Raw genomic sequence first — 26,307 nt, forward strand, 5'->3', positions numbered from 1 at the left:
CCAATCTAGCGCGCTGCGCCGCGCCTGTCTTGCGGCGACAACGGCGATGGATAGGTGCGGCCGGCGCGAAGCGGGCGAAAACACGGGCGTTCGCGATAGAACGCGGAGTCCTGCAAGTCGCGATGCCAGCCCGGAATGCCCGACAGCGGCAGCGGGCGCAGTTCCTGCGGATCGTTCAGGCACTCGCCGGCCATGATCGCGGACGCGACACGGCCGTCTACATCGAAATCGTGACTGGCGCAGCCGTCATCGAAAAACACCAATGCCTTCGCCACCGGATAGAGGCCCGGCGCCAGGGCATGGTCGAGCAAGGCATGGCCGAAGATCCACAGGTCGATGTCGCCGCGGCGCCAGGCTTCCGCGCGTTCGAAGAACAACGTCGTCCAATCGTGCCGGTCCCAGGCCTCGAGCAGTGCGGCATCGCGCAGCCGCACGATGGCGCCGGCTTCGTCGTAATGCGTCATCGCCTGCTGCGCCGGCGTCCGGCGATGTGGACCGACCTGCGCGAGGTCTTCGTACTGTCGTCGGTTCAGCGCCGACTTAATGGCCGGGAACCGACGCCAGACCAGGGCATTGAACAGGTCATGCCAGTTTTCGCTGCGCGTCGGAATCGCCGCCTCGTCGTGGATGCGCGCTTCGTAATGCAGGCCATCCTCCGGCAAACGATCCGGGTCGGCGAAACGCAGCGACCGACCGGTGATGCCATGCCTTGGCGCAACCGCCGCATGGACGTCCGGCCACGCGCCCGAGGCCAACCAGCCTTCGGGCGCATCGAAGCCGGAGAAGATCGGATGCACGAACGTTTCCGGCGAAACCTCGCTGCGCCGCGGCGACTGGAAACGCATTGTTCAGGCCACGGCGGCCCTGGTCGCTTCGTCGCGCCGCCACCAGAACGCGAGAGCCAGGACGATATTCACCGCCGCGAGCATGAAACCGAACTCGTCCACCGCATAAGCGGTGCGTTCGCTCGTTTCCGCCGTCAGCGGCGTGAAGACCAGGGGGATGAAGACATTGTGGCTGGCGTGCAGGAGCACGGCCGGCCAGACGCTGCCCGAGCGCAAGCGGAACCAGGTGTAGACGAAACTCGATGCGATCAGACTGATGAAGAAACAGGCCATCGCGAACGGCATCGGCGTCGTGCCGAGATATTTCGGCCAGAACAGGATCGGCACATGCCAGGCCGCCCAGATGAAACCGACCGCGAGGCTGCCGCCGGTGAAGCCGAAGCGCTGGACCAGGCGCGGCGTCAGGAAGCCGCGCCAGCCAAGTTCCTCGCCCAGCGCGCTGGCGCAGGAAAGCAGTACGCCCGGTCCGGCCAGCACCAGCAGCATCAGGAGATTGGCGACCAGCGGCGGCACCGGCAGGCCGACCATCTTCGCGTTGTCGGCGAGATAACCGGGTTCGGGGAACCCGCCGAGGCCGGTCAGCCAGATGATCGAATAAGCGATCAGGCCATACAGCACCGGCACCAGATACGCGCCCAGGTTCCAGCGCCATTCGCCGAAGCGCCAGCCCAACGCGTCGGCGGTCGCGCCGAACTGGCGTTGCACGATCAGCGCCGCGAGCGCCGGGCACCACATCACGCCGGTGACGTAGTAGCGCATGATTCCGCCACGCGCTTCGCCGCCGCGCATCAGGTAGTAGAAGACGGCGCTGAACGCGAGCGTCAGCAGCAGGAAGGAAAGGATCGGACGACGACGGATCATGCGGCAACGCGCCAGGCGATCGGAAGCATCGAGACTTTCATTCGCCGAAGTATGCGCATCCCGCCCACTCCCTGTTTTCGAAAACGAGTGTTGCCGTCCAGCCGTACAGGTTGTCCGACATGCCGTCGCTGCAAGGCGTCGGCGCCAGCAGCAAGCTCGCTTCGCCCTGCCCGGTCTGAGCGACGAAACGCTGCGCATCGCCCTCTTCCGTCGGCGCCGACAGATCTCCAACGACGGCCGGCGCGTCGGGGCGTTCGATCGTGAGCTTGCCCAGCGCGGCGTTCGCCGACCAGAACGGCTCGGTGCCGACGGCACGGAACAGGAAGGTTTGATCCGTTTCGTCGCAGCGACCGCCCTCCGCCCTGGCACGTTCGAAGCGTTCGATGCTCAGGCCCGTGTCGGTGTGGTGCATGCCCTGCGCATCGACGAAGAACTCGCGCGCCTGTGCCTCGACCAACTTGGCGACGAACGCTTCCGCTTCGCCCGACAATCCAACCCGACGCTGCGTCTGTTCGCCGCACAGGGTCAGACCGTAGCCATCCTTGCCGATGACGAACTGTCCGCGCAGGCGCTCGCTGGTCGGCGCCGCATCCTGCGGCAGCAACGCTGGCGGCGCGGGCGCGTTTTCGGCTGCGGAAGGCGGTGCGGACTCGCGCTGGCAAGCCGTGCTTAGCAACGCCAGTAACACGACAGGAAAGGTAGCGATTTTCACGGCGATTTCTCCCGTTGTCGTCGTAGGAATTGTGCGGCAATGCGCGTCAGTCGGCCTACAGGCACCGCTGGTCAGAACTGTGACGCAGTTCAAAGTTTTGCGCACCCCCTAGGGTAAGGTAATTCCGCCGGAAACGCCGGCTTTTTGACTGGGAAACTGGGCGCATGGGCACCTATCGGTTCGAACGTTCCCTCGACGACGGCGCGGGCCGCGACGCCGGCGGCAACCTCGAAGACGACGTCTCCCGCGCACTGCAGGAAATCGACTGGGTCGATCACTATGCGATCCGCGCCGATGCCAGCAACGACGAACTGGTCAGCGTCGACGTCTATTTCGAAGAGGACTGGCCCGATGCCCGCGCGGCCAACCCCGAGCAGGTATCCCTGGTGTTCCGACGGCTGGGCGTGCGCACGTTGCCGAACCCTGCGTTGACGGTGGCGAAAGCCGCCGCCACCGACCCGCTCAGCGCCGAACCGATCGGCGACGACGACGCCGAGGATCTCGACGTCTACCTGCTCGAAGAGTGATTCCGTCGCGGGCGATCAGCCCAGACGCGAGGCGTTGCTCTTCACCCATTCGCGGAACGACTGCAACTGCGGATTGAGCGCGCGCGTCGCCGCGATGGGCCGGCTGCTTTCGAAGTGCGGCTGGAATTCCTGGTAAACCTGGAACATGTTGCCGAGATCGTCGGCGCCGGGAAAACCGAAGCCGCGATACTGCTCCGGCGTCGGCGCGTAGTACGCGATCTCGCGGTCGAGCGCTTCGCTCAACACCTTCGCCATCTCGGCACCCGACACATGATCGCCGGCGATGCCGATGGTCTTGCCGATCGCTGCTTCGCCCTGCTTGAACACGCCATACGCGCTGCGGCCGATATCCTCGGCCGCGATGCCGGCGAGTTTTTCTTCGCCCATCGGCAGGACGAAGGTCCAACGGCCATCGTCGCCCTGCTTGGGGCCCATGCCGAAATGGATCAGGTTGTCCCAGTAGAACGATGTGACCAGGTTCGTCGTCGGCACGCCGGCTTCGGCGAAGAGCCGGTCGGCTTCGCCCTTCGCATCGAAATGCGGAACCTTGTACTTGCCCTGCAGGGTCGGCATGCGATCGTCGTCCAGCGGCACGAAACGGCGTGTGTCCTCCAGCGTCGACCAGACCGCATGCTGGATGCCCGCGCGCCTGGCGGCGCGCGCCATATTGCCGGCCTCGGCGAATTCCTTCTCGGGCGACATGTGGTCCCAGAAGAAGGTGACGAAATACGCGCCATGCGCGCCCTGCAGGGCGCGCGTCAGGCTGTCCTCGTCGTCGACATCGACGGCGACGACCTCGGCGCCGGCCTGCGCCAGGGCCTGCGCTTTCGGCGAGGACGGATCGCGCGTCAACGCGCGCACGGCGAAACCGCCATTGGGGTCGGCGAGGATCGCGCGGACGAGACCGCCGCCCTGCGCACCGGTGGCGCCGACGACGGCGATGATCTTCTTGTCGCTCATGATGTACTCCATGGTTTCAATCGGGCGCCGAGAGGTCTCGCGGCGAGGCGGCCATCCTAAGCCAGCACCCGCCGCAACGCCGTGAACGCAGCGTTGCAGGGGCTACTGTCCTGAAGCCGTTAGCGATTGCGTGCCGAGGAGCCTCCGTCGCCTGCGGATGGCGAACCGGCGCCCTCGTTCATCGCTTGTGGCGCCGGGCGCAAGACCAGGCTGAATTCGGCATCGCGGCTCCGGTCAAGCAACGCGATCGAAATGCGCGCACCATCGGCGGAAATCTTCGGTTCGCGCTTCAATCCAAGACTGGCCGGCCGCTTCGGCAGCAAGGCAGACCATGAAGAAGGATCCGGCGATTGCGCGCGCAGCCAGACCACGGTGCGCATCAGCGCAATCGCTGCCGCGGAATCGGTTCGGCGATCGACGTAACGCGACAGTCGCTCGTCGACGCCCAGCCCCGCCAGCGCGCAGCCAAACGGGTCGGCGACCCGTTCGAGCGACCCGCAGATTGCGGGCGGCGGCCCCAACTGGGTCGCCGAACGGTCCTGCTGCTGCAGTCGCAGGACATCGGCGCCGCAGTAGTGCGCGAACGAAGGCGCCAACGCCGCTGCGGCATGCTCGCGGTCCATCCATCGGTGGACCAGGCCATCTTCCCCGGCGGGAGGAGGCTGGAACCGGAACTCGCGCGCCATCGCCGCATAGTGGGTTCGGATTCCCGGGCAGAGGTCGAGCTCGCGCGCCTGGACCGGCGCAAGCGCTCCGGCACAATCGGGAGGCAGACCTGCGTCCGCCGGCCATTCGGCCAGCATTTCGGAAAGCAGGCGCAGGTCACTGCGCGCGTACGAAGAAGCCACCACGCTCGCCAACACCATGTCGTTGTCGCTGCCTAGCCGTCTCCAGGCCCAGAGGTCGCGGCAAACGCCGGCGATCGCCGCTTCCTGTCCGCCGAGATCGAACATGCGAGCGTAATGCGTGCGCACCAGCAGGCGTTGCGGGGCGAACTGCGGCATCGCGGCATGCAGGCTGGGCTCGAGGCCCCAGCGCAGACCGTCGTAGTCGGCCAGGCGCCGGGCTGCGCGCAGCCCGGCGGCATGTTCCGTCAGTACCTGATCCACGACCTGGCGCTGTTCCCGCACGAGGCGCAGACAGTCCGCGCCGAATTCCGGACACAGGCCCGGCGTTTTCGAATCGATGGGCGCGAACGTGGCGAAATCGCGCGAGGGATCGGCCAGGCGATCCGCTTCCTCCTGGCGCCCGGTGCCGGCCAGCACCGACGATCGGGCCAGGTAGTCACGAAGGCGCCGCGCCGCTTCCGTACGCTCGTGTTCCGGAGTATCGAAAGGCAGCAACCAGACCGCATCCGAACCATCTCGCCCGCGCACGGGCGCGACCGGTTCGTTCAAGACTTTCAGCGCCACCGCCTGCTCGGCGGTCGGCCCACGCAGGCGCATTCCGACGACCAGCATCGCGTACAGCCCCAGTGCAACGGCTGCCAGGACGAGACCGTACTTGAAGACGCCTATCATCGGTCCCCGCCAGGCGCGGATCGATGGCCCGCCCAGCGTTTTCCGACCGCCACCGCGATCGTCGCCAACACCAGCGCCGCGATGCCCAGGACAATGGGTCTTTCGGCGCGTGGTATGGCCACTACAGGACCTCGGGCATGAAGACGATGACGAACAGGCTGAGGAGGACCAGCAGCCACCACAATGTGCCGATCACGAGCCAGATGATGTTCGCCGCAGTGAACCGGCGATTGCCTTCGCCCCGGGGGTCTTCGCAAGCCTCATTGGCGGCTTGCTGGCCCTGCCAGGCCAGGAAAGCGATCAAGGGCAACACCCCCAGTGACAGCACGTCGATATACGGACTGCCGACCCCGCGCCAGGCCATGCGGTCCATGATGTTGCTGGCGAGCATGAGGATGACCGTCGCGGTCGCGATAGGCACGCGGCTCCATTCGTGCCGGATACCGCGTCGGGCCAGCTCCTGGTCGAACTCGGCGAACAGCGAATGCACGAAGAAGATGCCGAAGATGCCTCGCATCACCGGCCACTCGTCGCTCTTGCGTGCGCGTTTGAGGTTGGCCCAGTGCTGGTACATCCAGTAGATGCCGTACAAGCCGAGCGTGCCCAGGTACAACGCCCAGAACTTCGCCTTGGAGACCACATAAAAACGCGGTCGTACCGGAGCAGGGCCATCCGCGAGGCCGGCCTCGGGGGCGAGATAGGGATTGTGCTCGGTCACGCGATTCCAGGAATGACAGTGGAAACGCGATGCTAACGGTATCCGGTACGCGGGAGAACTCGGACGCCGCGAATACGCGACGCGGTTCTCGTGTCGTTTCGGCTACTCGGAGCTCGCCACGCCGTTGCGCCCGCTTTCCTTGGCGCGGTACAGGGCCTGGTCGGCGCTCTGCATCAGATCGACGTAGTCGGCGGTCTGCGGCGGCGTGCGGGTCGAAATGCCGACGCTGACGGTGACGCGCCCGCCATCGGGGTTGCCGGAATGGGCGATGCCCAGCGCCTCGACGCGACGGCGCAGGCTCTCGGCGATTTCCTGTGCGGTCGGCCCGTCGGTGCGCGGCAGGATGATCGCGAATTCTTCGCCGCCGTAGCGCGCGACCAAGGCACCTTCGCTGCGCACGCCGGCGGCGATGGCGGTGGCGACCTGCTGCAGGCAGCGATCGCCGGCGAGATGGCCGTAGATGTCGTTGTAGGGCTTGAAGTGGTCGATATCGCACATGATCAGCGACACCGGTTCGCCGTGCCGCGTGGCGCGGTGCCATTCGCGCTCCAGCGCTTCGTCGAAACTGCGGCGGTTCGCGAGCAGGGTCAGGCCATCGGTCGCCGACAGTTCGCGCAGGCGGTCTTCCAGCTGTTTCTGCACGGTGACGTCGCGGAACACCATCACATGGTGCTGCACGCGCCCGTGTTCGTCGCGCACGACATCGACGCCGGCCTCCAGCGGGAAGCGATCCTCGTCGGCACGACGCGCCCACAACATGCCTTCCCAATGCGTGCCGCTCTGCAGGCGCGAACGCACCTGCTGCAGGGCATCGGGATCGTCGCCGAACAGCGGCGGCACTTCGCCGACCACGGCATCGGCGCGATGGCCGGTGATGCGTTCGAAACCCGGATTGGCGCTGACCACGCGCAGCTGTGGGTCGAGCACGAGAATGCCATCGCCCGTATGGCGCACGACGACATCGGCCAGGCGCAGGCCTTCCTGCGCTTTCTCCAGTTCATCGAGCTGCGACGCAAGCTTGCGGTTCAGCAGTTCCAGGCGCGCGGCGGCGCGCTTCTGCAGGTGCAGGCCGAAGACGAACAGCAGTTCCAGCGCCAGCACCAGTGCGCAGATCGCCACGGCGAACGCGCGGTAGCGCTGCAGCGTGGCGAGCCAGGCATCGGCTCGGATATCCATGCCGAGCACGGCCACGATCCTGCCACCGGCATCGCGCACCGGCGCAATGCTGGTGACCCAATAGCCCCAGCGGTCGCGCGTCGGCGGCTCGACCACCGGCAAACCGGTGCGGAACACCGAACGCAGGTTCTCGGACGGGCCGTCGTACACGTCGCCCGGCGCCGAATAATCGGCCGACTCCGGCGCCTCGGCATCGGCGAGGAAAATCATCGCGTCCTGCTTGCCCGGGGCAGGTCGCATCAGGTAGACGAAACGGAAATCCGGATTGACGTCGCGCGCACGCCGCAGCTCGTCGCGCACGCTGTCGAAATCGGCGCTGCCGACGTCGGCGGCTGTGCCCTGCAAGGCAGCGATGCGCTTCGAGTCCAGCGTCGCCGCTGCCGTGCGCGCCAGCGACATCACCCGCTCGCGCTCCAGGCCATGACCGGTGCGGCCGACGAAGTCGACGAAGAACCACGACGCCGCCAGGGTGGCGAGGAAAATCGCCAGTCCGATCCAGAGGTGGCTGCGGTCGGGCGCGGTGGAGGCGGGATCGGTCATGGCACGCGGGGCGAACGGCTCGTCGATAGCTTACCGCGTCGCTGCCGACCCGGGCTTGGTGAAACTCACGCGAGTCGGACCGCATTCCGGCCAAGGGGTTCCCGCCTGTTCGCCCGACGCCCGACCGCCGCTGGCCCCGGCCAAAGCGGGCCTGGGCGCCGCGTTTGCCCTCAGGTCAGCGCCGCCGGCATCGAATAGGACTTCAGCGTTCCGCCCGCCGCGTTCATCGCCGCCATCGCTTGCTCAAGTTCGTCGTCGGCGACATCGACCACGACGAGGATGCGCCCGGCCTTGATCTCGTCGTCGTACATCTGCCGTACGGGATCCGGCAGCGAAGCGCCGATCAAGGCCGAGGACCAGGTCCCTACCAGTGCACCGATGCCCGCCATCGCGCCGGCACCGGCGATCGTGACGCCAAGCGGCGGGATGGCGACGGCGACCAGGCCGGCGAGCAGGCCGGTGACGGCACCGGCCAGCGTGCCGCGCAACGCGGCGGGAACGAAATCCGTCGCGACGACCTTCTTGTCGTCGGGAATGCGCTCGAGTTCGATATCGGAACGCGCGACTAGGAAGATGTCGTCTTCCGGAATGCCCTGCCCACGCGCGGCCTGCATCACCGAACGGGCGGCGGCGACATCGGGCGTGCATACGACATGCCTGGTTTTCATGGCCTCATCTCCGTGGGGGTACGAACATTCCGCAGCAGGAGCCATGCCAGCGCGCGTTCTCGCGCCCTGCACGCATCGACGAGCATCCTGCCGCCATTCCCGAACGGAGCACGCGACATGACCGTGGCCTACCTCTGGCTAAATGCAATGCTGTATCTCGCGTTCGCCGCATGGTGCACGATTCGTCTGGACGCCACGTCGCAGGCCGTCGGCTACCTTTCGCTCAGCGCGGGTGGCCGCTGCGAATACGCAACGGTTTATGGAGGCCTGCAGTTCGGGCTCGCGATCTTCTACGCGCTGTGCGCCTGGCAGCCCGCCTGGCATCAGGTCGGGCTGCTGTTTTCCGCCGCGATCTACGCGCCGATCGCGTTGTCGAGATGGATCGGCGTGGCCAGGTTCGGCAAGGTCGGTCGCACGACGCTGATGGTCGGTTCGTTGGAACTCCTGCTATTGGCCGGTGCCGTCGCGCTGCTGGCGATGAATTTCTCCCTGCGCTCCTGATCGCGCCAACGCTGCCACTGGTCTTCCTCTATCCCCGCGAAGCACATGGCGGCGTCTCAGCGCGACGAGCGTTCGCGACGCCCGCCCTGGTCCGGGATGCGCGCGCCCTGCACGTTCTGCGTCGGCAGGCCTTCCTGCGGCTGCTTGGCATTCCTGGCCCGGTCGGCGCCGACCTGCTTGGCGGCCGAGGGTTTTTCCTTCTTGCGCTTGTCGTCCATGTCACGCTCCTTCGATGGCTTGCAGGCAATACCAGCATCAGTCGTGCCAACACCATCCGGCCTTCCAATCCGTCCTCAACGCCTGAGCCGATCGAAGGAAAACAGTTCGCCCAGGCGACTGCGCCGGCGATGCAGGCGTTCCGAAATCAGCTGAGCGCCAATGGCGCTATAGGTGATGCCATTGCCACCGTAAGCCATGGCGAAATGCAGACGCGGACTGTGACGCGGATGCGGCCCGAAGAAGGGCAAGCCGTCTTTCGTCTCGGCGAACGTACCGGCCCAACAGAAGGTGGGCCGTACCTCCAGCGCGGGGAAATGGCGCTGCAGCTTCCTGGCCATCCGTTCTGCCTTGCCGAGAACGCGCCGATCACGCTTCGCGGGCACGTCGATGGCATCGTCCTCCCCGCCGACCACCAAACGGTGATCCTTCGTCGCACGCACGTACAGGTAGGGTCGTGCCGATTCCCAGAACATCGTGTGCCTGAGGGCCGCGATGCGCTCCTCGCCGAGCGGATCGGTGACGAAGGCGTAGCTGCTGCGATTGCGTGCGACCCGTTCGGGCAGCCACGCCTGACTTTCGTAGCCGCCCGCAATGACAGCGTGCGCGGCGCGCAATGCGACACCGTTTGACAGGCGCAGCAGGACCGAGCGCGCCCCGGCCTCGATGCTCGCGATCTCGGAGCGATCGAACACGCCAACGCCATGCGATTGCAGCCTCGTTAGCAGACGATAGGTCAACCGATACGGATCAACATGGGCAGCCGCCGTGCTGAGGATGGCGGCTTGCGCGTCCAGGCCGTAGAGCGCGCGCAGGGCCTTGCGCTCGAGCCAATGCGCCGGGAAATGGTGCCGCTTGCGCATCGCGAACTCTTCCCGCAGTTTGCCGACGTCGCGCCAACTGCTGGCGCCGTACAGGCTGTCGCTCCGACGGAATTCGACTCCGCGCAGCCCCTGCGCGATCGCGCGCAAGCGGTCGAGCGCGTCAAGGCAGGCGCGATAGGCCAGCACCGCGTCGTTTTCGCCATACTGTCTTGCGAGATCGACCAGGTGCGTATCGATCTCGTACTGCAGCAGGGCGGTACTGGCGGCAGTGCTACCCCAGCCGATGTCGCGCTTCTCGATCAACATGACGTCCCAGCCCTGGTCCGCCAGTTCGGTCGCGACGATCGCACCGGTAATGCCCCCACCAACGATGGCGACGTCGCAGCGCAGATCTCGCTCCAGACGCGGAAACGCATGAATCAGCCCGCTCCGGATCGCCCAGAACGGATAGCCGCTCTTGAGATCCATGCGTGCTTACAGTGGGTCTTTTTCGATGCGCGGGCCGGCCCGCCTGTCGCCCAGCAGAGAGCTGAGCACCAGCGCGCCGCCGAGTCCGGCTGCCAGCAGAAACATCAGTAGGGCGAAGGCGGGATAGCCGAACAGCCGGTGGGCCGTATCGACACGCATCATCAGCGCCGCGCCGATCACCATCGCGGCCGCGATGACGCCGGCGGTGATGCGGTTGGCGATCTTCTGCATGCTCTCGATCAGGCGCGACTCCTCCAGACCGGCGACATGCACGCGGAAACGATTGTCGGCCAGGGTGCGGAGGAAACTGGACAGGCGCTGCGGCGACTCGCGCAACAGTTCCTGCACGTCGAGCGCGTCGACCGCCAGTCGTCGCAGATCCAGGCTGCCCAGCGCGCGCTCGCGCAACACATGCTCCAGTCGCTCGTGCAACACGGCACGCATCGAGATCGCCGGCTCCAGCGCCACCAGCACCGATTCGAGATTGAGCAGGGTCTTGGCCAGCATCGTCAGTTCGCGCGGCGGTCGCAGCCCGCAATCGGCGCCCAGCGCAACCAGGGTGGAGAGCATGCTGCCCTCGCTTTGCGCTTGCGAACGCCCGTTGGAGAACTTCGCCACCAAGCGGGCGGTTTCGCGATGGAAACGCGCCTCGTCGAATTTCTCCAGGCGCGTACCCAGGTGTATGAGGATCTCGGCCGCCTGTTCTCCCCGCCCCTCGCTGACCGCCAGTACCAGCTTCAGCAGCTGGTCGCGGATGCGCGGCGGGACGTAACCGACCATGCCCAGATCGAGCAGGGCCAGGCCCGGCGGGTCGGTCAGCAGCACGTTGCCCGGATGCGGATCGGCGTGCATCAGGCCATGCACGAAGATCTGGTCGAGATAGGCACGACCCAGTTCCTCGGCGAGCGCGAGGAAGTCGGTCTCGGTGCGCAACACGCCGGGAATGGCCGTGACCTTCGTGCCGCGCATGCGCTCCATCGTCAGCACGCGCGCCGTCGTGTAGTCGCGCACCGGCTCGGGAACGTCGAGATGCGGAAAGTCGGAGAACCGCTCGGCGAAGATCTCGAGGTTGCTCGCTTCCTGCAGGTAGTCGAGCTCGGCGGCGATGGCGATGCGGAATTCGTCCAACCACTCGGCGAATCCGTAACGCTTGCCGATATCGCTGACGAGGCCCACCGAAGCCACCAGGGTCGCGATGCTGGCGAGGTCGGCCTGGATCTGCGCTTCGATGCCTGGCTTCTGCACCTTGACCGCGACCTCACGGCCGCTGGGCAGCACGGCGGCATGCACCTGGGCGAACGAGGCGGTACCGATCGGCGTCGTTTCGAACTGCGCGAACAGTTTGTCAGGCCGCGCGCCGAGTTCCACTTCGATCACTTCCAGGATGCTGTCGGCATCGATCGGCGCGGCGCCGTCCTGCAAACGCGCGAGGGCGGCGAGATACTCGGCCGGCAGCAAATCCGAACGCGTGGACAGCATCTGCCCGATCTTGATGAACGTGGGGCCGAGCGCTTCCAGGTCGCTCGCGAACTGCGCTGCTTCCGCCGCCATGACCGGAGAATCCGGCGACTGCGCGTCGAAGAAAAGCGATTTGCGATGCTTGACCAGGAAGGCCGTTATCGCCGCCAACCGCACCGAATCCGCCATGAAACTCTCCTTGTCCAATCGCTGCGCCGGGCAAAAAGCCGATGTCGCCGGACACCGGCTCGTGCGCGCCTGCTTCCCTGCTTCTTTGTCGTCGCGAGCTAGCGCTTCTTCTTGCCGCCGCCATCCTGCTTGTTCACCGTCGCCCAGGCGATGCGCTCGGCCGTCTTGCGGCTCTTGCCGCTGTCGAGCTCGCTCTGCTCGATGTGGCGGGCCTGGCGCTTCTGCTTGTCCGTATAGGCCGATTTTTCGCCCCGCGGCATGGCTCTTCTCCTTGCGATCGCCGTCAACGCGCAGCCAGGCTGGCCTGCAGACCCTGTGCGGCCGCCGCATGCCGGCGCAGCGTCGGCAACGCATCGAGCGCCAGTTGTTTCACGCCGGCGCTCAGCTTTTCGTTGTTGCTCGCTTCTTCGAACTTCAGGATCGAGGCGTTGTGATGCATGACCATCATGGCGACGTACTCGCTGTCGAAGCGATCCCCCTGCAGTTCCTGCATCGTCTTCATGTCGGCGTTGGCCGCCGCGATCTGCGCTTGCGAAAGGGTGCCCTGGCTCGACGCCCCAGGCGCCGTCGTCAGCAGGCCCTGCAGCTTCCGGTTCAGTTCCTCATGCTCGCGCTCGAGCATGCGCGCGGTTTCTTTCACCGATTGATCCGCGGCCTTTTCCTGGGCGATGCGCGCCATCGCCACTTCCATCTGACCCGAATGCAATGCCTGCTCGACGAAGGCCCGGTCGTCGCTGCCGGCCACGGCCGTGTTCACTGGTTTGGCCGGTTCGGGCACGGTCGCCAGTGACGCAAGACTGAACATCAGGCTGATGCTCGCCACGAACAGGAGGCTCGTCCACTTCGCCATGCTCTTCATGAGTTCTCTCCATTGAAGGACGGACGCACGTTCGTCTCCGACGATGCGTAAACGCCGCCGACGATCAGGCGATTGCGCACATGGCGCACGCCATGACAATAGGCGATGAGGTTTTCGGCCAGATGCCGCATCGCGTGCTCGGGGACGGTGCCCTGCAAGGTCACGATGCCCTGGAAACAGGCCGCGTCGATGTCACGCGCGTCGAGCGACGGATTGTCGGCCAGCAGTTCGCGCACCTCATCGACGATCGCCATGTCGGAACGGACGGACACATGGAACGAGCGGCCTTTCGCGACGTGTTCGAACACTTCCACCGCGTAATCTTTCTGGCCGCCATAGCCTTCGACCGATTGTCCGTGATTCGGATCGACCGGTCCGCCATAACCTTCACCGCCCTCGCCCGCTCTCGGCGCTTGGCGATATCCGTTGCGATAGTTCTCCGCACGATCGGAGTAACGACTGCGCTCGAAACCTTCCTGGCCCAGGCCCTGCTCGATCCAGCGTTGCCGTCCCTGGCCCTGGTTGAAGTAGAAGCCGGCGTCGCGGCGCAAGCCGTAGTCGTCGCCTTCGGAAACATCATGCGTCTCCGACGCCTGGTGCCAGGTTGGTTTCCGCGGATTCCTTCCGCTACGCCCCGCGTCCTGACGGGCATGGCTCGTTCTGTCCATCGCTTCCTCCTTGCGCGGTCGCCGTCCTGGCGTCCGATGCATACGGTTCGCCAAGCAATGCGCATGCCATAGGTCGCGGCGCGCTACACCGCGAAACGCGGTTGGCAAAACCATTGCAGCTTGCAAGCCGCCATGCGGTTCGCACGACATGTCGGCGGCGGATGGCGATTCACGCACCGGACGGCTTTCGCGGAGCACACTCGCTTTCGAGGCGAAGACATCCGACGAAAGGAAGCAGTCATGTCGATCGAAGAAGCGCAAGTCCTGCCCGAAGCCGCCGCCGATGCGATCGATGCGCTGGCGCACCTCGTATTGTTCGCCACCGCCGAGGGCCATCGCGACTTCGCCGATGCCGCTCTCCTCTGCCTGGAAGGCCTGATCGCCGCACCGGAAGCGCGCCGCATCATCCCGGCGATGTACCTGCAACCGCCGGCGGGCGTCGACACCCCGAACTGAGCGCCGCATGCGTCGTGCGAGCTGCATTCCACGCCGCTCGCGTTGCCTGCAGATTGCGGCGAAACCACGGCGAAAACCGCAGATCAGCGGCTGGCACCGAACTTGCAGTGACGATCCTGCAGCGCCGACGGCACACCCCAAGCCAACGTCCTGCATGAGGCCCGCCAGCCGCATCTCCCCGCCTCTTGCCCTGGCGGGCCTCTCTTCATCTTTCGCGATGCGCTCCTCGGCGCATCGCCCGTCCACAAGGAGCGTGCGGCATGGGAATCATCATCTGGCTCATCATCGGCGGCGTCGTCGGCTGGCTCGCCAGCATCATCATGCGTCGCGATGCGCAGCAGGGCATCCTGCTCAACATCGTCGTCGGCATCGTCGGCGCCATCCTGGCCGGCTGGCTCATCTCGCCGCTGGTCGGCATCGGCACGATCAATACCGGACTTTCGCTCGGCAGCTTCCTCGTTTCGCTGCTGGGCGCGGTGATCCTGTTGGCCATCGTCAACCTGTTCCGCCGCGGCGCGCCGCGCTGAGCGCAGGTTCGGATCTGGCGATGCAGCTGCACACCGTTCCCGCCGTGCGCCACGCGCTGGCAAGCATGCCGCCGAGCTTGCGGCTACGTCCCAGTTCGTTCGCGCCGGTCTGCGACCCGCGCGCTCAGACGCTGATCCTAGGCAGCATGCCCGGCATCGAAGCGCTGCGCGTGCGCGAGTACTACGCTCATGCCAGCGATTCGTTCTGGAAGATCATGGGCGCCTTGTACGGCGCGGGCCCCTGCCTGCCGTACGAGCTGCGCCTGCGCATCCTGAAACAGAACCGCATCGCACTGTGGGACGTGGTGCAGTCCTGTGATCGCACAGCCTATGCCGGCGCGCCGGTGGCGAAGGATGGCCGCGTGCCGAACGACATCGCCGCTTTCCTGCGTACCCATCCGGGCATACGCCGCATCTATTTCAACGGCGCTGTCGCGGCGCGATTGTTCGACTCGCTGATCGCCGATAGGCTCGACGGCCTGCATCTCGACATCGCCCTGCAACCGCTGCCGTCGACCAGTCCGGCCAATGCATCGCTACGGCACTCGCAGAAGCTCGTCGCCTGGTCCGTGCTACGCGACAGAGCGCAGCACTAGCCGATAGAGGCATCCGAACCATGGAAGGACAGATGCGCAGCAATACCGCCACGCTCAACGACCTGATCGAAGTCCTGGAAGATTCGATCGGTTTCCTCGAACTCGCCAGCGACCGCAGCACCAGTCCGGACGGACTGGAAGTGCTGGACCGGATCCGGCGCAGCAACGTGTCGATCATTTCGGATCTGAAGGCCGAAGTGTCGCTCAACGGCGGCGAACCCATCAGCGAAGGCAGCTGGCTCGGCAGCTTCAGGCACAACTACGTCGAACTGAAGGCGATGCTGGTGGACGACCCCGAAGCGAGCTATCTGGGCGCGCTGGCAGAACAAGAAGACCGCATCGTCGAAGCCTTCCGCGAAGCGACGTTGGCGGCCTCCGATCGCGTCCGCGAACTGGCCGGAGGCTACCTGCCGGAAATGGAACAACTACGCCGGCAACTGCAGGACGTATTGCGCTTGCAGATCAACTAGCGCCGGCGGACGGCCTCGCGACCAAGTGCGGCAGCGACGATCCCACGGCCGTTCGCCGTCGCGCCTTCACTCGACGGCATCGTACTCCTCCTTGTACTGGCCGGCCTCGCCTTCGATGCAACCATGCGCCTTGGCGGCGTTGAACGCATCGAACATCTTGCCGATCGCCTTGTTGTACCGCGCCTCCGGCTCGGCGATTTCCTCTTGGAACAGGCTGCCGCCCATCATGTCGTAGTCCTTCATGCCGGTGCTGGCGGTTTCGCGCTGGTTGAGCAACTGCCCGCGCTCGCTGTCGATCGCGCGCAGCTCCGCCTCGATCTCGGCGCCGGCAATGGCCCTGGCGGAATTGTCCAGGCAAGCCTGCCAATCTTCCCAGACGGTCCGCTCCACTTCTTCGGCGCGGATCGCCGCGTCCTCCAACTCGTCCAGCGGCTGCATCAGTTCGGCCGATTCGCGGTCGGCGGCTTCGGCGGCAGCGAAGGCCGCGGCTTCCATCGGTTCGAGCAGGGCGATCTCCTCCTCGAGCGAAGACCGTTCTTCGCGCAACTCGTCCAAGCCCGGCACGCTGGTGTCGTCGGCTTCGTGAGGTTCGAGCTCGGCTATCTGTGCCTGCACCTCGTCCAGTCGATCGCGTGCGCCGCTCAAGTGAGCGTAGATCTCCGCCCATTCTTCGCTCAGGCGCTCGTATTCTTCGGTCGCCAGCTGGTAGCGGGCGTACGCCTGATTCCAGGCCGCATTGGCCGCGCCGAGCATCTGGTCGGCGAGATTCCAGGCATCCTGGTATCCGCTGCACTCGGTCTGGTTCGGGTCGTACTCGCCCAGGGCATCGCGCTCTTCCAGCAGGTCCTGCTCGTCTTCTTCCATCGCATCCAGGCGCTGGTCGATCTCCTGGACTTGTTGCGAGAAGTCGCTGTATTTCTGCTGTAGTTCGGCGCGCTTGGCCCAGTAGACCTGATAAGCGGTCAGGTACTCGTCGGTGGCGATATCGAGCTGTTCCAGCAATATTCCGCAGTCGGGCATGACGGTTTCTCCTTGACGTTGGCGCTCAGCGCGGCGCGAGATGCGCCAACGTGTCGCGGAAATGACGGGGATCGCGCGGATCCGGCAGCTCCCACCACAAGCGCAGGCTTCCGGGGTACAGATCGATCTGCGGACGCAATTCGTCGGCGAGCCAGTCGAAGAACACCACGCCGGCGTGCTGGCTGGGACCTTCCGCTTCGACTTTCACTACCGTGCCGCGATCGTGGAATCCGTTCTCCACCGTGCCGGCGGCCCAGATCCACGCACCAGGCAGAGCGCCGCGGTTCTCGAAACGCTTGCGTGGCAAGACCAGGGTCACGCCCTCAGCCGTTTTCGCCCAGCCATAGGGCTTTTCCGGCAGCTCGACCCAACCGGCCTCGACCAACCGACCGCGTATCTGCACGCGCGTGCCCTCGGCCGGCCGCAGCAGGCGAAGGGCTCCGATCAACGGCGGCCCATCCAGGCGCCGCAATCGTTCGCGCCTCTGCAAGGATTCGCGCGTGGTTCTCGCCAGCATCGCGTCGCCCAACCGCGCCTGCAGCAAGGGCAGCGCGGCCGCCATCAGACTGGTCTGGCGAATCAGCCGGCTTACGCGCAAGCCAGGCAGTGCCGGCGATTGCAGGCTGTCCTCCGCCGCCGCGATGGGTGCCGCACTCGCCTTCAGGCGCTCGGCGAACGCCGACAGCTCGGCCGCGAGTCGATGCACATCCCGCGCCTGCCCTCTGAGTGCGATGCGTCGACTGTTCTTGAGCACGACGGTGAAGGATGCCTCCAGTTCGTCGACCTCGCGCTCGGTGCCCGTTCGCCAGGGCATGCGACCGCGCAGCCTGCGCCCTTCGTTCCATGCGTCGGCCAATTCGTAATACGTGGTGCGCGCCAGCACGCGGGAGACCAGGCCGGAGCCCGCCAACGTCAGCGGAACGTCGATCGGCAAGCGTTCGGCGTAGACGGCCAGCGTGCCGCGCAGTTCCGCCAGCGCGACGACCGGTCCCGCGCGACCGGCGAGCGTGCCGTACTCGAGCACGTCGCCAGCCAGGCGTTCGCGATGCAGCCACCAGTTCGACAAGGCCTGCACGGATCCGTCGGGCGACGGCCCCGGCACCTGCCGGGCATAACTCGCGCTCGACAGTTGTGCGAGGCGCGCACTCAGGGCTTCCGGAACGGCGGCGGGCATGATCGTTCTCCTTGGTTCGGGCGGACGGAAGGGGCGCAGCGGCAGCGTCTGCTGCGCATAGGACAGGGCTTGGCGCGTGGCTTCCGCCCAGACGGGATCGGCGACGGCCGAATAGCGCGCGACCTCCGATTCGACCCATCGCCGCAGCTCGACGGGGTCGTCGATGCGTTCGCGTACGCGTTGGCAGATGCGTTGCAGGTGCCAGGCGTTGGCGCCGCAGCGGGCGCGCATCAGGTCGAAGCAGAAGGGATCGGTGATCGAGAGCACCGGTGCCAGGTAAGGCGCGTACTCGCGCATCGCCGATGGCGATGCCAGCACGCGCGATTTCACGTCGGCCTCGGTCTCGCTTCCGGTCAAACCCAGTTCGCGACGCAACGCCGGCCAATCCTGCGGATGAGTCCGATCGAACTCGCGGAAGAACGGGTCGTCGCTGGCATAGTCTTCCCCACGCATCAGCAGGCGCGCGGCCAGCACTTCGCGTTTCATCTTCAGCAACGCGTCCCGCTCGCCGTACAACCAGCCGTCCTGCGCATCGAGCACGGGCGCAGCCGAATCGATGCTCAGCGCCCGCGCGAAGGGCGCGAACAGGCCCAGCACGGCAATCAGGATCGGCGCCGCAGCGCCCAGCAGGTGCAGGCGCGGAGCATCGCGCATTCCCGCCATGGCGCCATGCACCAGCGCCACCGCGCGAAGGTATTTTTCCGGCAACCGCCGCGGCAGCGTGGTGACGCCACCAGGGCCGGGAAGACTGTCGATCCAGCGCAGACTGCGCATCGCGACGCCGAGACTGACCGCGACGGCATCGCCCAGGCCCTCGCTCGTCGCGGCCGTGGACACGGCGTTCGCGCTGGGCCAATCCCAGGCGTGCAATACCATGTACGGGATGCAGTCGCCCAAGCCGCTGCGATCGAGCGCACGGAAGCGATCGCGCGTGCGGCGCCAGCGCTCTCGCACCAGCGAATGTTCATCGGGAAAATCGCAAGCCACGCCCGCGCGCAGCAGCGCCACCATGCCCAGGTCTTCCGGGCCGACCATCCAGCGGCCGCCGATGCGGATCTGCGCGGCCAGCAAGCCCTGCGCACCAAGCCGATCCTGGATGCGATCGGCTTCGTCGGCGATGCGCAACGCGAGGGCTTCACGCTGTTCCGGCGTGACCTCGTCGCCCGCTTCGTACGCATCGACATCCGCCGCGAACGGCGCGACCGCTTCGCCGGCCAGGGACCAGTTGCCGTTGTCGGCCATCAGGATCGCGCCGCAATCGCGTACGCTGCCCGCCAACGCCAGCATCTGCGGCGTCGCATTGTTCGCCGACAACAGCCAGCCTTCCCGTTGCAGGCCCAGCGGCCAGCTCGAATCGCAGGTGGCCGGCTGCAGGTTGTCGAGGAAAACGAAGCGCTCGCATTGCGCGATGGCGCGATCGCTAGGCATGCGTGCATCCCCCGTTCGACGCGGACCGCAGCGGTCTTGTGCATCGTTCCGAGGACAACGCGGGCGACTTGGCGATCCGGCCAGGGATGCGAGCGGATCCGCGTCGCTCGCCGGGGCGAAAAAAATGCGCAGGCGACGATCCGCCGCGGCGTCGCTCAGCGCTGCTTACGTTCTCCGGCAGCGGAACGTTCCTTCAGCGCAGGGCTCGGACGACCAGGCTCGTCGCCCGCGCCACGGCTTCGTTGCGTCCTTTCGCATCGGCGCGGTCGTGCGTGGTGTAGATCACGAGCAGGATCGGTTCCGATGTCGGCGGCCAGATCACGCCGATATCGTTGACCGATCCGTAGGCGCCAGAGCCGGTCTTGTCGCCGACCGCCCAGGTTGCCGGCACACCGGCGCGAATGCGTTCGTCGCCGGTCTTGTTGCCACGAATCCACTCCTCCAGCTGCTGGCGCTGCGCTTGCGGCAACACGCCGCCGAAAAACAATGCGCGCAGGTTCCCGAGCATCGCCTGCGGCGTCGTGGTGTCGCGCTCGTCGCCGGGGATGGCCGAATTGAGTTCGGTTTCCCAGCGATCGAGTCGCGTCATGGCATCGCCAAGCAGGCGGGCATAGGCCGTCACCGCTTCCGGCCCGCCGATCTGTTTCATCAGCAGGTTGGCGGCGGCATTGTCGCTGCGCTGCAAAGTGGCCTGGCACAGCTCCGCCACCGTCATGCCGTCGGCCAGCCGCGCTTCCGTGACCGGCGAGTAGGTGACGATGTCCTGCTTCGCGATCGCGATGCGACGCGGCATCAGCTGCGCGTCTTCGACGCTGCGCGCCAGCACCGCCGCCGCCAGCAGCAACTTGAACGTGCTGCACATCGGAAAGCGTTCGCCTTCGCGATGACCGAGGCGTCGGCCATCGCGCAGGTCCAGGGCGGCGACGCCGATGCGCATGCCGTATTCCTTTTCCATCCGGCCCAGTTCGCCCGCGAAATCAGCCTCAGGCGGAGTGCCCGGCTTGGTGCCGGCAAGGGCGATCGCCGGCAGGCAGGCCGCCGTCAGCAATAGCCTGCGGCGGGCGGGATCGACGCTCATGCGGAATCTCCTGCGGGAAGGATCAGTCGGAACAGTCCGGCGGCGACGGCCGCGTCGGCGTCGCCGAGGAAGGCACGCACCGCGACGCTCAGGCCGCGGCCATCGCCGGTATCGGCGCGTTCGGTCGCCGCGATGCCGACCCAACGGTTGCGACCGGCGCGCTTGGCGCGATGCAGGGCCGCGTCCGCCAGCTGCAGCACCGGTTCGACGTCGACCGCCGACGGTGCCGACAGCAACAGCGGGAAGCTGGCGAAACCGATCGAGCAGGTGCGACGCAGGACGTTGCCGCCCGGAATGCGGAATTCGTGTGCGGCGATCGCGGCCCGCAGTGTCTCCGCCATCGCCGCCGCCCGCGCCCGATCGACGAAGCGCGCGGTCAGCAGGAACTCCTCGCCGCCCCAGCGGATCGCCTGATCCGATGCGCGCAAGCAGGATTCGATGACCGTAGCGGTCTGCGCCAGAACGGCATCGCCGGCGGCATGGCCATAGCCGTCGTTGACCTTTTTCAGGTGGTCGAGGTCCAGCAGGAAGAACACCAGATCGTCTTCGCCGGAGCGATCGGCCGCCGCGTGGCGACGCAGCGATTCCTTCAGGTCGGCCCCGATCGATTGCTCGAAGCGCCGACGATTGCCCAAACCCGTGAGCGGATCGGTGACGCTGGCCAGTTCGATGCGCTGGTAAGCCGTCTCCAATTCCGCCGTGCGTGCGCGCACGAGCCCGGCCAGTTCGACGCTGCGCGCGCGCAACTGGCGCACGCGAAGTCGATAGAACAGATAGAGCAGCAAAGCGGCCGCCAGCAACATCGCCAACCGGAATCCCAGCGTCTGGTACCAGGCCGGCATCACCCGCACGGGCAGGACCAGTTCCCGTCCGCTCCAGACGCCCTCGCGGTTGCTGCCCTGCACACGCAGCGTGTACTGGCCCGGCGGCAGGCGCGGATAGGCGGCACTGCGCTGGTCGGAGCCGGCCTCGTTCCAACGCGCATCGTAGGGATCGAGGCGATAGCGGTAACGCAGCTTCTGCGGCGCGCTGAAGTCGAGCGCGGCGAAGTCCACGCGCAGATCGCGCTCACCGTGTTCCAGCCGCACGGAGGGACGTTGCGTCGCGCCCGGCAGCATCGCGCCTTCGACGCGGATCTCGGTCGCCACCACCTGCGGCGCGAACGTCCAGCGCCGCAGTCGCGCGGGATCGACGATCAGCAGGCCCTCGGCGCTGCCGAACAACAGGCGACCCTCCGGCGTGCGCACGCGACTGGCGATGAACAGCGTGGGTATGTCATTGCCATCGGAAGGGCCGAAAGACCGCAGCTTCCATGTCTTCGGATCGATGCGCAGGCGCGCACCGAACCAGACCTGTCCATCGTCGTCCTCGATGATCGATTCCACCGGCCGCGGCGGCAGCCCGAGGCGCGGGGCCAGCACATCGAATTTCGCCTGCTTGCCATCCCAGTGCGTGAGGATGGCGGCGCCCATCTGCGTACCGACCCACAGACGCCCGTCGCGCGCGATCATCAGATCGGGGATCCAGTTGTCGGGCAAACTGTCGCTGCGCCGCGGATCGCGCTGGATGCGGGTCGCGCGACCGCTCGCCGTGTCGAAGGCGTTCAATCCGTTCTCGGTGCCGACCCACAGTGTGCCGTCGCGCGCGAACGCCAGTGATTCCACCGAACGGCCCGACAGCGAGTTCGCATCGGCCGCATCGTGCCGGTAGGCGCGCACGCCGAGGTCGGGGCCGATGCGCGCCATGCCCTCGGCCGAGCCGACCCACAACGCACCGTCCGGTGCGAACGCCATCGTGCGGATCGGTCCGCGCGGCAGGCCGTCTTCGGCATCGAAACGACGGAAGTCCTTCGCACCAGGCGCGAGGCGGTGCAGGTTTCCGTTGAGCGTGGCCGCCCACAACACGCCGTCCGTGCCCTGCCCCAGTGCGGTGATCGAACCATCGGACAATGCGCCGGGTCGTTTCGGATCCGGGCGATAGCCGCCGATCACGCGACCGTCGCGATCCATCACGTCGATGCCGTTGCCATTCGTGCCCAGCCATAGCTGTCCGTTCGCCAGGCTCAACGAACGTACGATCGACGGATGCGTCGGTCCGTCGCGGCGTTCCGGGCTGTAACGCCAGTGCTGGAAAGCGCGCGTACTCGGATCGTGACGCATCAGTCCCGCGCCCCAGGTACCGACCCAGACCAGGCCGGAGCGATCGCTGCGCAGGCAACCGATGCGATCGCTGCCGATGCTGCCCGTCAGCGCGGCGTCGTGATGCAATCGGTCGATCACCTGCAGCGTCTGGGTATCGATCACGTCGATGCCGCCGCCGAACGTCGCCACCCAAAGTTCGCGATCGCCGACTTCGGCGAAACCGTACACCCAGTAATGACTCAGGCCCTGCGGCGACGCCGGGTCGTGCTTGAAACGCCGGAGCGTTCCGCGAGCGGGATCGAGCAAGGCGGCCCCGTGTTCCGCCGTCGCGACCCACAAGCGACCCTGGCGATCCTCCATCAGGCGCACGACCAGCTGGCCGGCCAGCGAAGCGGCGTCGGACGGATCCGAAGCCACGCGCTCGAAACGCCGCGTCTTCGCGACCCATCGCTGCAGACCGTCGCGGCTGCCCACCCACAAGGTGCCGCCGCGATCCACCAGCAAGGCGCGCACCTGGTCGGCGGCGAGGCTGCCGGCCGCGTCGGAATGACGGAAATGCTCGAAACGACCGGTCGCGGACGACAGGCGATCGAGACCTTCGTTGGTCGCGAACCACAACGCGCCGTCGCGGTCTTCCGCGATGCCTTCGACGCGATCCTGCGCGAGGCTGTGCGCATCGGCATCGTCGTGCCGGTATTGCGTGAAGCGCTCGCTGCGCGGGTCGAACACCGAGACGCCGCCGCTGAAGGTGCCAACCCAGACGCGCCCATCGCGCGCGGCGAACAGGCTGCGCACATAGCTGCCGCCCAACGAATGCGCATCGCCCGATACCGGGCGCCAGACGCGATGACCGTAGCCATCGAAACGCACCAGGCCATCCTGCGTACCGATCCACAGGAAACCCTGTTCGTCCTGCGTCATCGCCGCGCACAGATGCGCCGGCACATCGTCGGGCATGGCCAGGCGCTGGAAGGAGATCAGGCCCGGGCGTTCCTGCGCGGCGACCGCCGACAGCAGCAGCGCCGACGCCAGCGCAGCCAGGGATCGTCGCAACGCGGGCGGGGTCGGGAACAAGCGATGTGTCCGTGCGGCGGTGGTCGATCCGGCAAGGCCCCGGGCTTGCCGCGAGTCTGGCGTAAATTCCGGATGGCGAACAGATCGAAGGCGAGCCAGTTTCGAACCGCGCCTGTCGAGCTTCGATCCGCAGGCGCAGTGGTAGTCGCCGCACGCAACCCAGGCTGAACCGCATCGTGGGCGGCGTCGCTGGATGAACCGCCGCCATCCGGCTCGGCGCGCGCCCGGTTTCCGTAAACGGCGGTTCATCTTCTCCACGGCAGTCTAGGCCTGCACTCCCGGCGCCCGCGTGGCGGGCCGGCTGCGGGTGCATACACGGAGAGAGACATGAGAGCGACCATCTTGAATCGATTGATGCTGAGCGCGGTGATCGCCGCGACCCTGTCCGTCGTCGGTTCGCCGGCGTTTGCGCAGCAGGGCCGGGAACGGCAGCGTTCGGAAGAAAGCCAGCAGGATCGCGAGAAGGCCCGCAAGGAACGCGAGGACGAGCGCGAGGAAGCCGGCAGGCAGCGCGCCGAACGCGAGCAGGATGCCCGTGCGCAGCGCGAACAGGCCGCGCAACAGCGCGAGCAACAGAACGATCAGCGCCAGCGCCAGGAAGAACAGCGCCGCGACATGAGCCAGCAGCGCGACGAGCGCGAGCAGGCCGCCCGCCAGCGCGAGGATGCCCAGCGCCAACGCGACCAGGCCCAGGAACAGCGCGAACGTAGCGAACAGCAGCGTGAGCGCGTGGCCGACGAGCGCGAACGCCAGGCCCAGGTCCGCGAGGAATCGCGCGAGCGCGCAGACCGCCAGCGCGAGCAGGCGCAGGAACAACGCGAACGCTTCGACGAGCAGCGCGAACGCCAGGCCGAAGTCCGCGGGGAGAATCGTGAGCGCAGCGATCGCCAGCGCGAGGAGCGCCAGGAGAATCGCGAGCGTCAGGAGGAGCGCCGCGATGCGACCGAGAGCCGCCTGAGCGAGCAGCGCATCCAGCGCGAGCGCAACGAGCTCGAACGCGTGCGCCAGACCGAGCGCGCCCAGGCCCAGCGCCAGCCGCGACTGTCGCGCCAGCAGCAGCAGGTGGTGATCAACCAGCACCAGCAGCAGGCCGATCGCTTCCGTCGCGAACAGAACAATCGCGAACGCGACGCCCGCCGCGTCTGGGACGACCTGCGCCGTCACAACCGCGGCTCGCAGTATCGTTACCAGCAGGACTACTGGCGCCGTCTGCTCGACCTGCAGCGCCGCTACTACTCCAGCCGCCACGACTACTGGAACGATCCGTACTACTACACGCCGGCCTCGTACCGCTATTACCGCGGCGGCCGCTGGTATTCGGTGAACTACTACCAGGCCGAGATGCTGCGCCAGGCCTTGAACTACGGTTACCAGGAAGGTTTCCGTGCCGGCTACGCCGATCGCATGGACGGCTGGCGCTACGACTACCGTAGTTCCTGGGTCTACCAGGACGCGAACTTCGGTTACTACGGCTATTACGTCTACCAGCCCGAATACAACTACTACTTCCGCGAAGGCTTCCGCCGCGGCTATGAGGATGCCTATTACGGTCGCCGCCAATACGGTTACCGCTACAACGGCTCCGATTCGCTGCTGTCGAACGTGCTGCTTTCGGTGCTCGCCCTGCAGCTGATCCGCTAAACGCGGACCGACACCGCAACCTCAGGACGCCCGGGTCGCAAGGCCCGGGCGTTTTCTTTTCGGCGACCGGGATAGTCTGTCCCGCCAAGCGCACCTTTCGTCCTGGAAGACTCGCCCTCAAGATGGGTGGACCCCTCCCTGGATACGGACATGGAACTCCTGAAGATCGCCGCTTTCTCCGATGGCGAACGCGGTGGCAATCCTGCTGGCGTCGCGATCGCCGATGCCCTGCCGACCGAAGCCGAGATGCAGCGCATCGCGGCCGACGTCGGCTTCTCCGAAACCGCCTTTGCCGCGCCGCTAGCCGGTGGCGGTTGGCGCGTGCGCTATTTCTCGCCCGAATCGGAAGTGCCGTTCTGCGGCCATGCCACGATCGCGCTCGGTGCGGCGCTGGCCCTGCGCGACGGCGACGGGCGATTCGAACTGACCCTCAACCAGGCCGTCATCAGCGTCGAAGGAAGGCGCGATGCCGGCGTCATCGCCGCCGCCCTGCAGTCGCCGCCGACGCGCAGCGCGGCGATATCCGATGCCTTGCTCGAGGAAACGCTGGCGCTGTTCGGTTACCAGCGTGGCGATCTCGACCCGCGCATCCCGCCCGCGCGCATCCACGGCGGCGCCGATCATCTAGGTCTGGTCCTGCGTTCGCGCGAGTCGCTGTCGGCGATGCGCTACGAACTGGATGCCGGCCGGCGATTGATGAATCGCGAGGGCCTGGTCACGATCCTGCTGGGCTGGGCGGAAAGTCCCACGCGTTTCCATACACGCAATCCCTTCGCCTCCGGTGGCGTCTACGAGGATCCGGCCACCGGCGCCGCCACTGCGGCTTTCGCCGGCTATCTGCGCGATATCGACTGGCCGCACGGCGGCGAGATCGAGATCATCCAGGGCGAAGACATGGGCAGCCGTTCGATCCTGCATGCGCGCATTCCCGACGAACGCGGAAGTTCGATCCGCGTGTCGGGCACCGCGAGGGTCATGCCCGATTGATCGGG

At 66.6% G+C, this 26,307-nt stretch carries 25 protein-coding genes and 1 pseudogene; 8 read left to right on the forward strand and 18 right to left on the reverse strand.

Annotated features, from left to right (window positions below):
• Nucleotides 1–5: 5 nt before the first annotated feature.
• The 3 genes from QM707_RS09960 to QM707_RS09970 are packed head-to-tail and all read right to left on the reverse strand — an operon-like array spanning nt 6 to nt 2,418.
• On the reverse strand, nt 6–845 hold the full coding sequence (locus tag QM707_RS09960; protein WP_415001692.1) for a DUF3025 domain-containing protein: 840 nt from the start codon (nt 843–845) through the stop codon (nt 6–8).
• Nucleotides 846–848: 3 nt separating this feature from the next.
• Nucleotides 849–1,706, reverse strand: coding sequence for a lysostaphin resistance A-like protein (locus QM707_RS09965; RefSeq protein WP_415001693.1), 858 nt, complete (start codon nt 1,704–1,706; stop codon nt 849–851).
• 37 nt (nt 1,707–1,743) lie between these two features.
• On the reverse strand, nt 1,744–2,418 hold the full coding sequence (locus tag QM707_RS09970; protein WP_415001694.1) for a COG3650 family protein: 675 nt from the start codon (nt 2,416–2,418) through the stop codon (nt 1,744–1,746).
• 164 nt (nt 2,419–2,582) lie between these two features.
• Between QM707_RS09970 and QM707_RS09975 the strand changes: the two genes are divergently transcribed.
• The gene (locus QM707_RS09975; protein ID WP_415001695.1) at nt 2,583–2,945 is read left to right on the forward strand and encodes a hypothetical protein; all 363 of its coding nucleotides are present in this window, start codon (nt 2,583–2,585) and stop codon (nt 2,943–2,945) included.
• Between the two features lie 15 nt (nt 2,946–2,960).
• Here the strand turns inward: QM707_RS09975 and QM707_RS09980 are convergent, their stop codons facing one another.
• From QM707_RS09980 to QM707_RS10000, 5 genes are all read right to left on the reverse strand, one after another.
• Entirely contained in the window at nt 2,961–3,905 is a 945-nt protein-coding gene (locus QM707_RS09980; protein ID WP_415001696.1) for an NmrA/HSCARG family protein, read from the reverse strand.
• A 119-nt stretch (nt 3,906–4,024) separates the two neighbouring features.
• On the reverse strand, nt 4,025–5,425 hold the full coding sequence (locus QM707_RS09985; protein WP_415001697.1) for a hypothetical protein: 1,401 nt from the start codon (nt 5,423–5,425) through the stop codon (nt 4,025–4,027).
• Between the two features lie 121 nt (nt 5,426–5,546).
• Entirely contained in the window at nt 5,547–6,143 is a 597-nt protein-coding gene (locus QM707_RS09990) for a hypothetical protein (protein ID WP_415001698.1), read from the reverse strand.
• A gap of 102 nt (nt 6,144–6,245) precedes the next feature.
• The gene (locus QM707_RS09995; RefSeq protein WP_415001699.1) at nt 6,246–7,859 is read right to left on the reverse strand and encodes a diguanylate cyclase domain-containing protein; all 1,614 of its coding nucleotides are present in this window, start codon (nt 7,857–7,859) and stop codon (nt 6,246–6,248) included.
• 170 nt (nt 7,860–8,029) lie between these two features.
• Complete coding sequence (locus QM707_RS10000; RefSeq protein ID WP_415001700.1) at nt 8,030–8,527, reverse strand: hypothetical protein; 498 nt, start codon at nt 8,525–8,527, stop codon at nt 8,030–8,032.
• A 117-nt stretch (nt 8,528–8,644) separates the two neighbouring features.
• On the opposite strand from QM707_RS10000, the gene QM707_RS10005 reads away from it, so the two are divergent.
• Complete coding sequence (locus QM707_RS10005; protein ID WP_415001701.1) at nt 8,645–9,028, forward strand: DUF4345 domain-containing protein; 384 nt, start codon at nt 8,645–8,647, stop codon at nt 9,026–9,028.
• A 56-nt stretch (nt 9,029–9,084) separates the two neighbouring features.
• Here QM707_RS10005 and QM707_RS10010 read toward each other — a convergent pair whose 3' ends face one another.
• The 6 genes and pseudogenes from QM707_RS10010 to QM707_RS10035 form a co-directional block, all read right to left on the reverse strand.
• Nucleotides 9,085–9,246 (reverse strand): hypothetical protein, encoded by a 162-nt coding sequence (locus QM707_RS10010; protein ID WP_415001702.1) that lies wholly within the window; start codon nt 9,244–9,246, stop codon nt 9,085–9,087.
• Between the two features lie 75 nt (nt 9,247–9,321).
• Nucleotides 9,322–10,536: an NAD(P)/FAD-dependent oxidoreductase gene (locus QM707_RS10015; protein WP_415001703.1), complete on the reverse strand. Its 1,215-nt coding sequence runs from the start codon at nt 10,534–10,536 to the stop codon at nt 9,322–9,324.
• Nucleotides 10,537–10,542: 6 nt separating this feature from the next.
• Nucleotides 10,543–12,183 (reverse strand): ABC1 kinase family protein, encoded by a 1,641-nt coding sequence (locus tag QM707_RS10020; protein WP_415001704.1) that lies wholly within the window; start codon nt 12,181–12,183, stop codon nt 10,543–10,545.
• A 107-nt stretch (nt 12,184–12,290) separates the two neighbouring features.
• Nucleotides 12,291–12,443, reverse strand: a pseudogene (locus tag QM707_RS10025) (HupB); the annotation flags it as partial.
• Nucleotides 12,444–12,466: 23 nt separating this feature from the next.
• Entirely contained in the window at nt 12,467–13,042 is a 576-nt protein-coding gene (locus tag QM707_RS10030; RefSeq protein WP_415001705.1) for a DUF4142 domain-containing protein, read from the reverse strand.
• Complete coding sequence (locus tag QM707_RS10035) at nt 13,039–13,710, reverse strand: BON domain-containing protein (RefSeq protein WP_415001706.1); 672 nt, start codon at nt 13,708–13,710, stop codon at nt 13,039–13,041. The genes QM707_RS10030 and QM707_RS10035 overlap by 4 nt, the downstream gene beginning before the upstream one ends.
• Before the next feature lie 240 nt (nt 13,711–13,950).
• Between QM707_RS10035 and QM707_RS10040 the strand changes: the two genes are divergently transcribed.
• From QM707_RS10040 to QM707_RS10055, 4 genes are all read left to right on the forward strand, one after another.
• Entirely contained in the window at nt 13,951–14,166 is a 216-nt protein-coding gene (locus tag QM707_RS10040) for a hypothetical protein (protein WP_415001707.1), read from the forward strand.
• A 260-nt stretch (nt 14,167–14,426) separates the two neighbouring features.
• Nucleotides 14,427–14,693: a GlsB/YeaQ/YmgE family stress response membrane protein gene (locus tag QM707_RS10045; protein WP_415001708.1), complete on the forward strand. Its 267-nt coding sequence runs from the start codon at nt 14,427–14,429 to the stop codon at nt 14,691–14,693.
• A 20-nt stretch (nt 14,694–14,713) separates the two neighbouring features.
• Nucleotides 14,714–15,289 (forward strand): DNA-deoxyinosine glycosylase, encoded by a 576-nt coding sequence (locus tag QM707_RS10050; RefSeq protein WP_415001709.1) that lies wholly within the window; start codon nt 14,714–14,716, stop codon nt 15,287–15,289.
• Nucleotides 15,290–15,309: 20 nt separating this feature from the next.
• Entirely contained in the window at nt 15,310–15,759 is a 450-nt protein-coding gene (locus tag QM707_RS10055) for a PA2169 family four-helix-bundle protein (RefSeq protein ID WP_415001710.1), read from the forward strand.
• A gap of 66 nt (nt 15,760–15,825) precedes the next feature.
• Here the strand turns inward: QM707_RS10055 and QM707_RS10060 are convergent, their stop codons facing one another.
• The 4 genes from QM707_RS10060 to QM707_RS10075 form a co-directional block, all read right to left on the reverse strand.
• On the reverse strand, nt 15,826–16,779 hold the full coding sequence (locus QM707_RS10060) for a hypothetical protein (protein WP_415001711.1): 954 nt from the start codon (nt 16,777–16,779) through the stop codon (nt 15,826–15,828).
• 25 nt (nt 16,780–16,804) lie between these two features.
• Nucleotides 16,805–19,381 (reverse strand): hypothetical protein, encoded by a 2,577-nt coding sequence (locus QM707_RS10065; RefSeq protein ID WP_415001712.1) that lies wholly within the window; start codon nt 19,379–19,381, stop codon nt 16,805–16,807.
• 193 nt (nt 19,382–19,574) lie between these two features.
• Complete coding sequence (gene bla, locus QM707_RS10070) at nt 19,575–20,459, reverse strand: class A beta-lactamase (RefSeq protein ID WP_415001713.1); 885 nt, start codon at nt 20,457–20,459, stop codon at nt 19,575–19,577.
• Nucleotides 20,456–23,674, reverse strand: coding sequence for a two-component regulator propeller domain-containing protein (locus QM707_RS10075; protein ID WP_415001714.1), 3,219 nt, complete (start codon nt 23,672–23,674; stop codon nt 20,456–20,458). Before QM707_RS10075 ends, bla begins: the two co-directional genes overlap by 4 nt.
• A 327-nt stretch (nt 23,675–24,001) precedes the next feature.
• Here QM707_RS10075 and QM707_RS10080 point away from each other — a divergent pair, with 327 nt between their 5' ends.
• Nucleotides 24,002–25,315 (forward strand): hypothetical protein, encoded by a 1,314-nt coding sequence (locus QM707_RS10080; protein WP_415001715.1) that lies wholly within the window; start codon nt 24,002–24,004, stop codon nt 25,313–25,315.
• Between the two features lie 150 nt (nt 25,316–25,465).
• On the forward strand, nt 25,466–26,302 hold the full coding sequence (locus tag QM707_RS10085) for a PhzF family phenazine biosynthesis protein (RefSeq protein ID WP_415001716.1): 837 nt from the start codon (nt 25,466–25,468) through the stop codon (nt 26,300–26,302).
• Nucleotides 26,303–26,307 lie beyond the last annotated feature (5 nt).

It is taken from the genome of Arenimonas sp. (genome assembly GCF_047602345.1).
Lineage (GTDB): Bacteria > Pseudomonadota > Gammaproteobacteria > Xanthomonadales > Xanthomonadaceae > Arenimonas.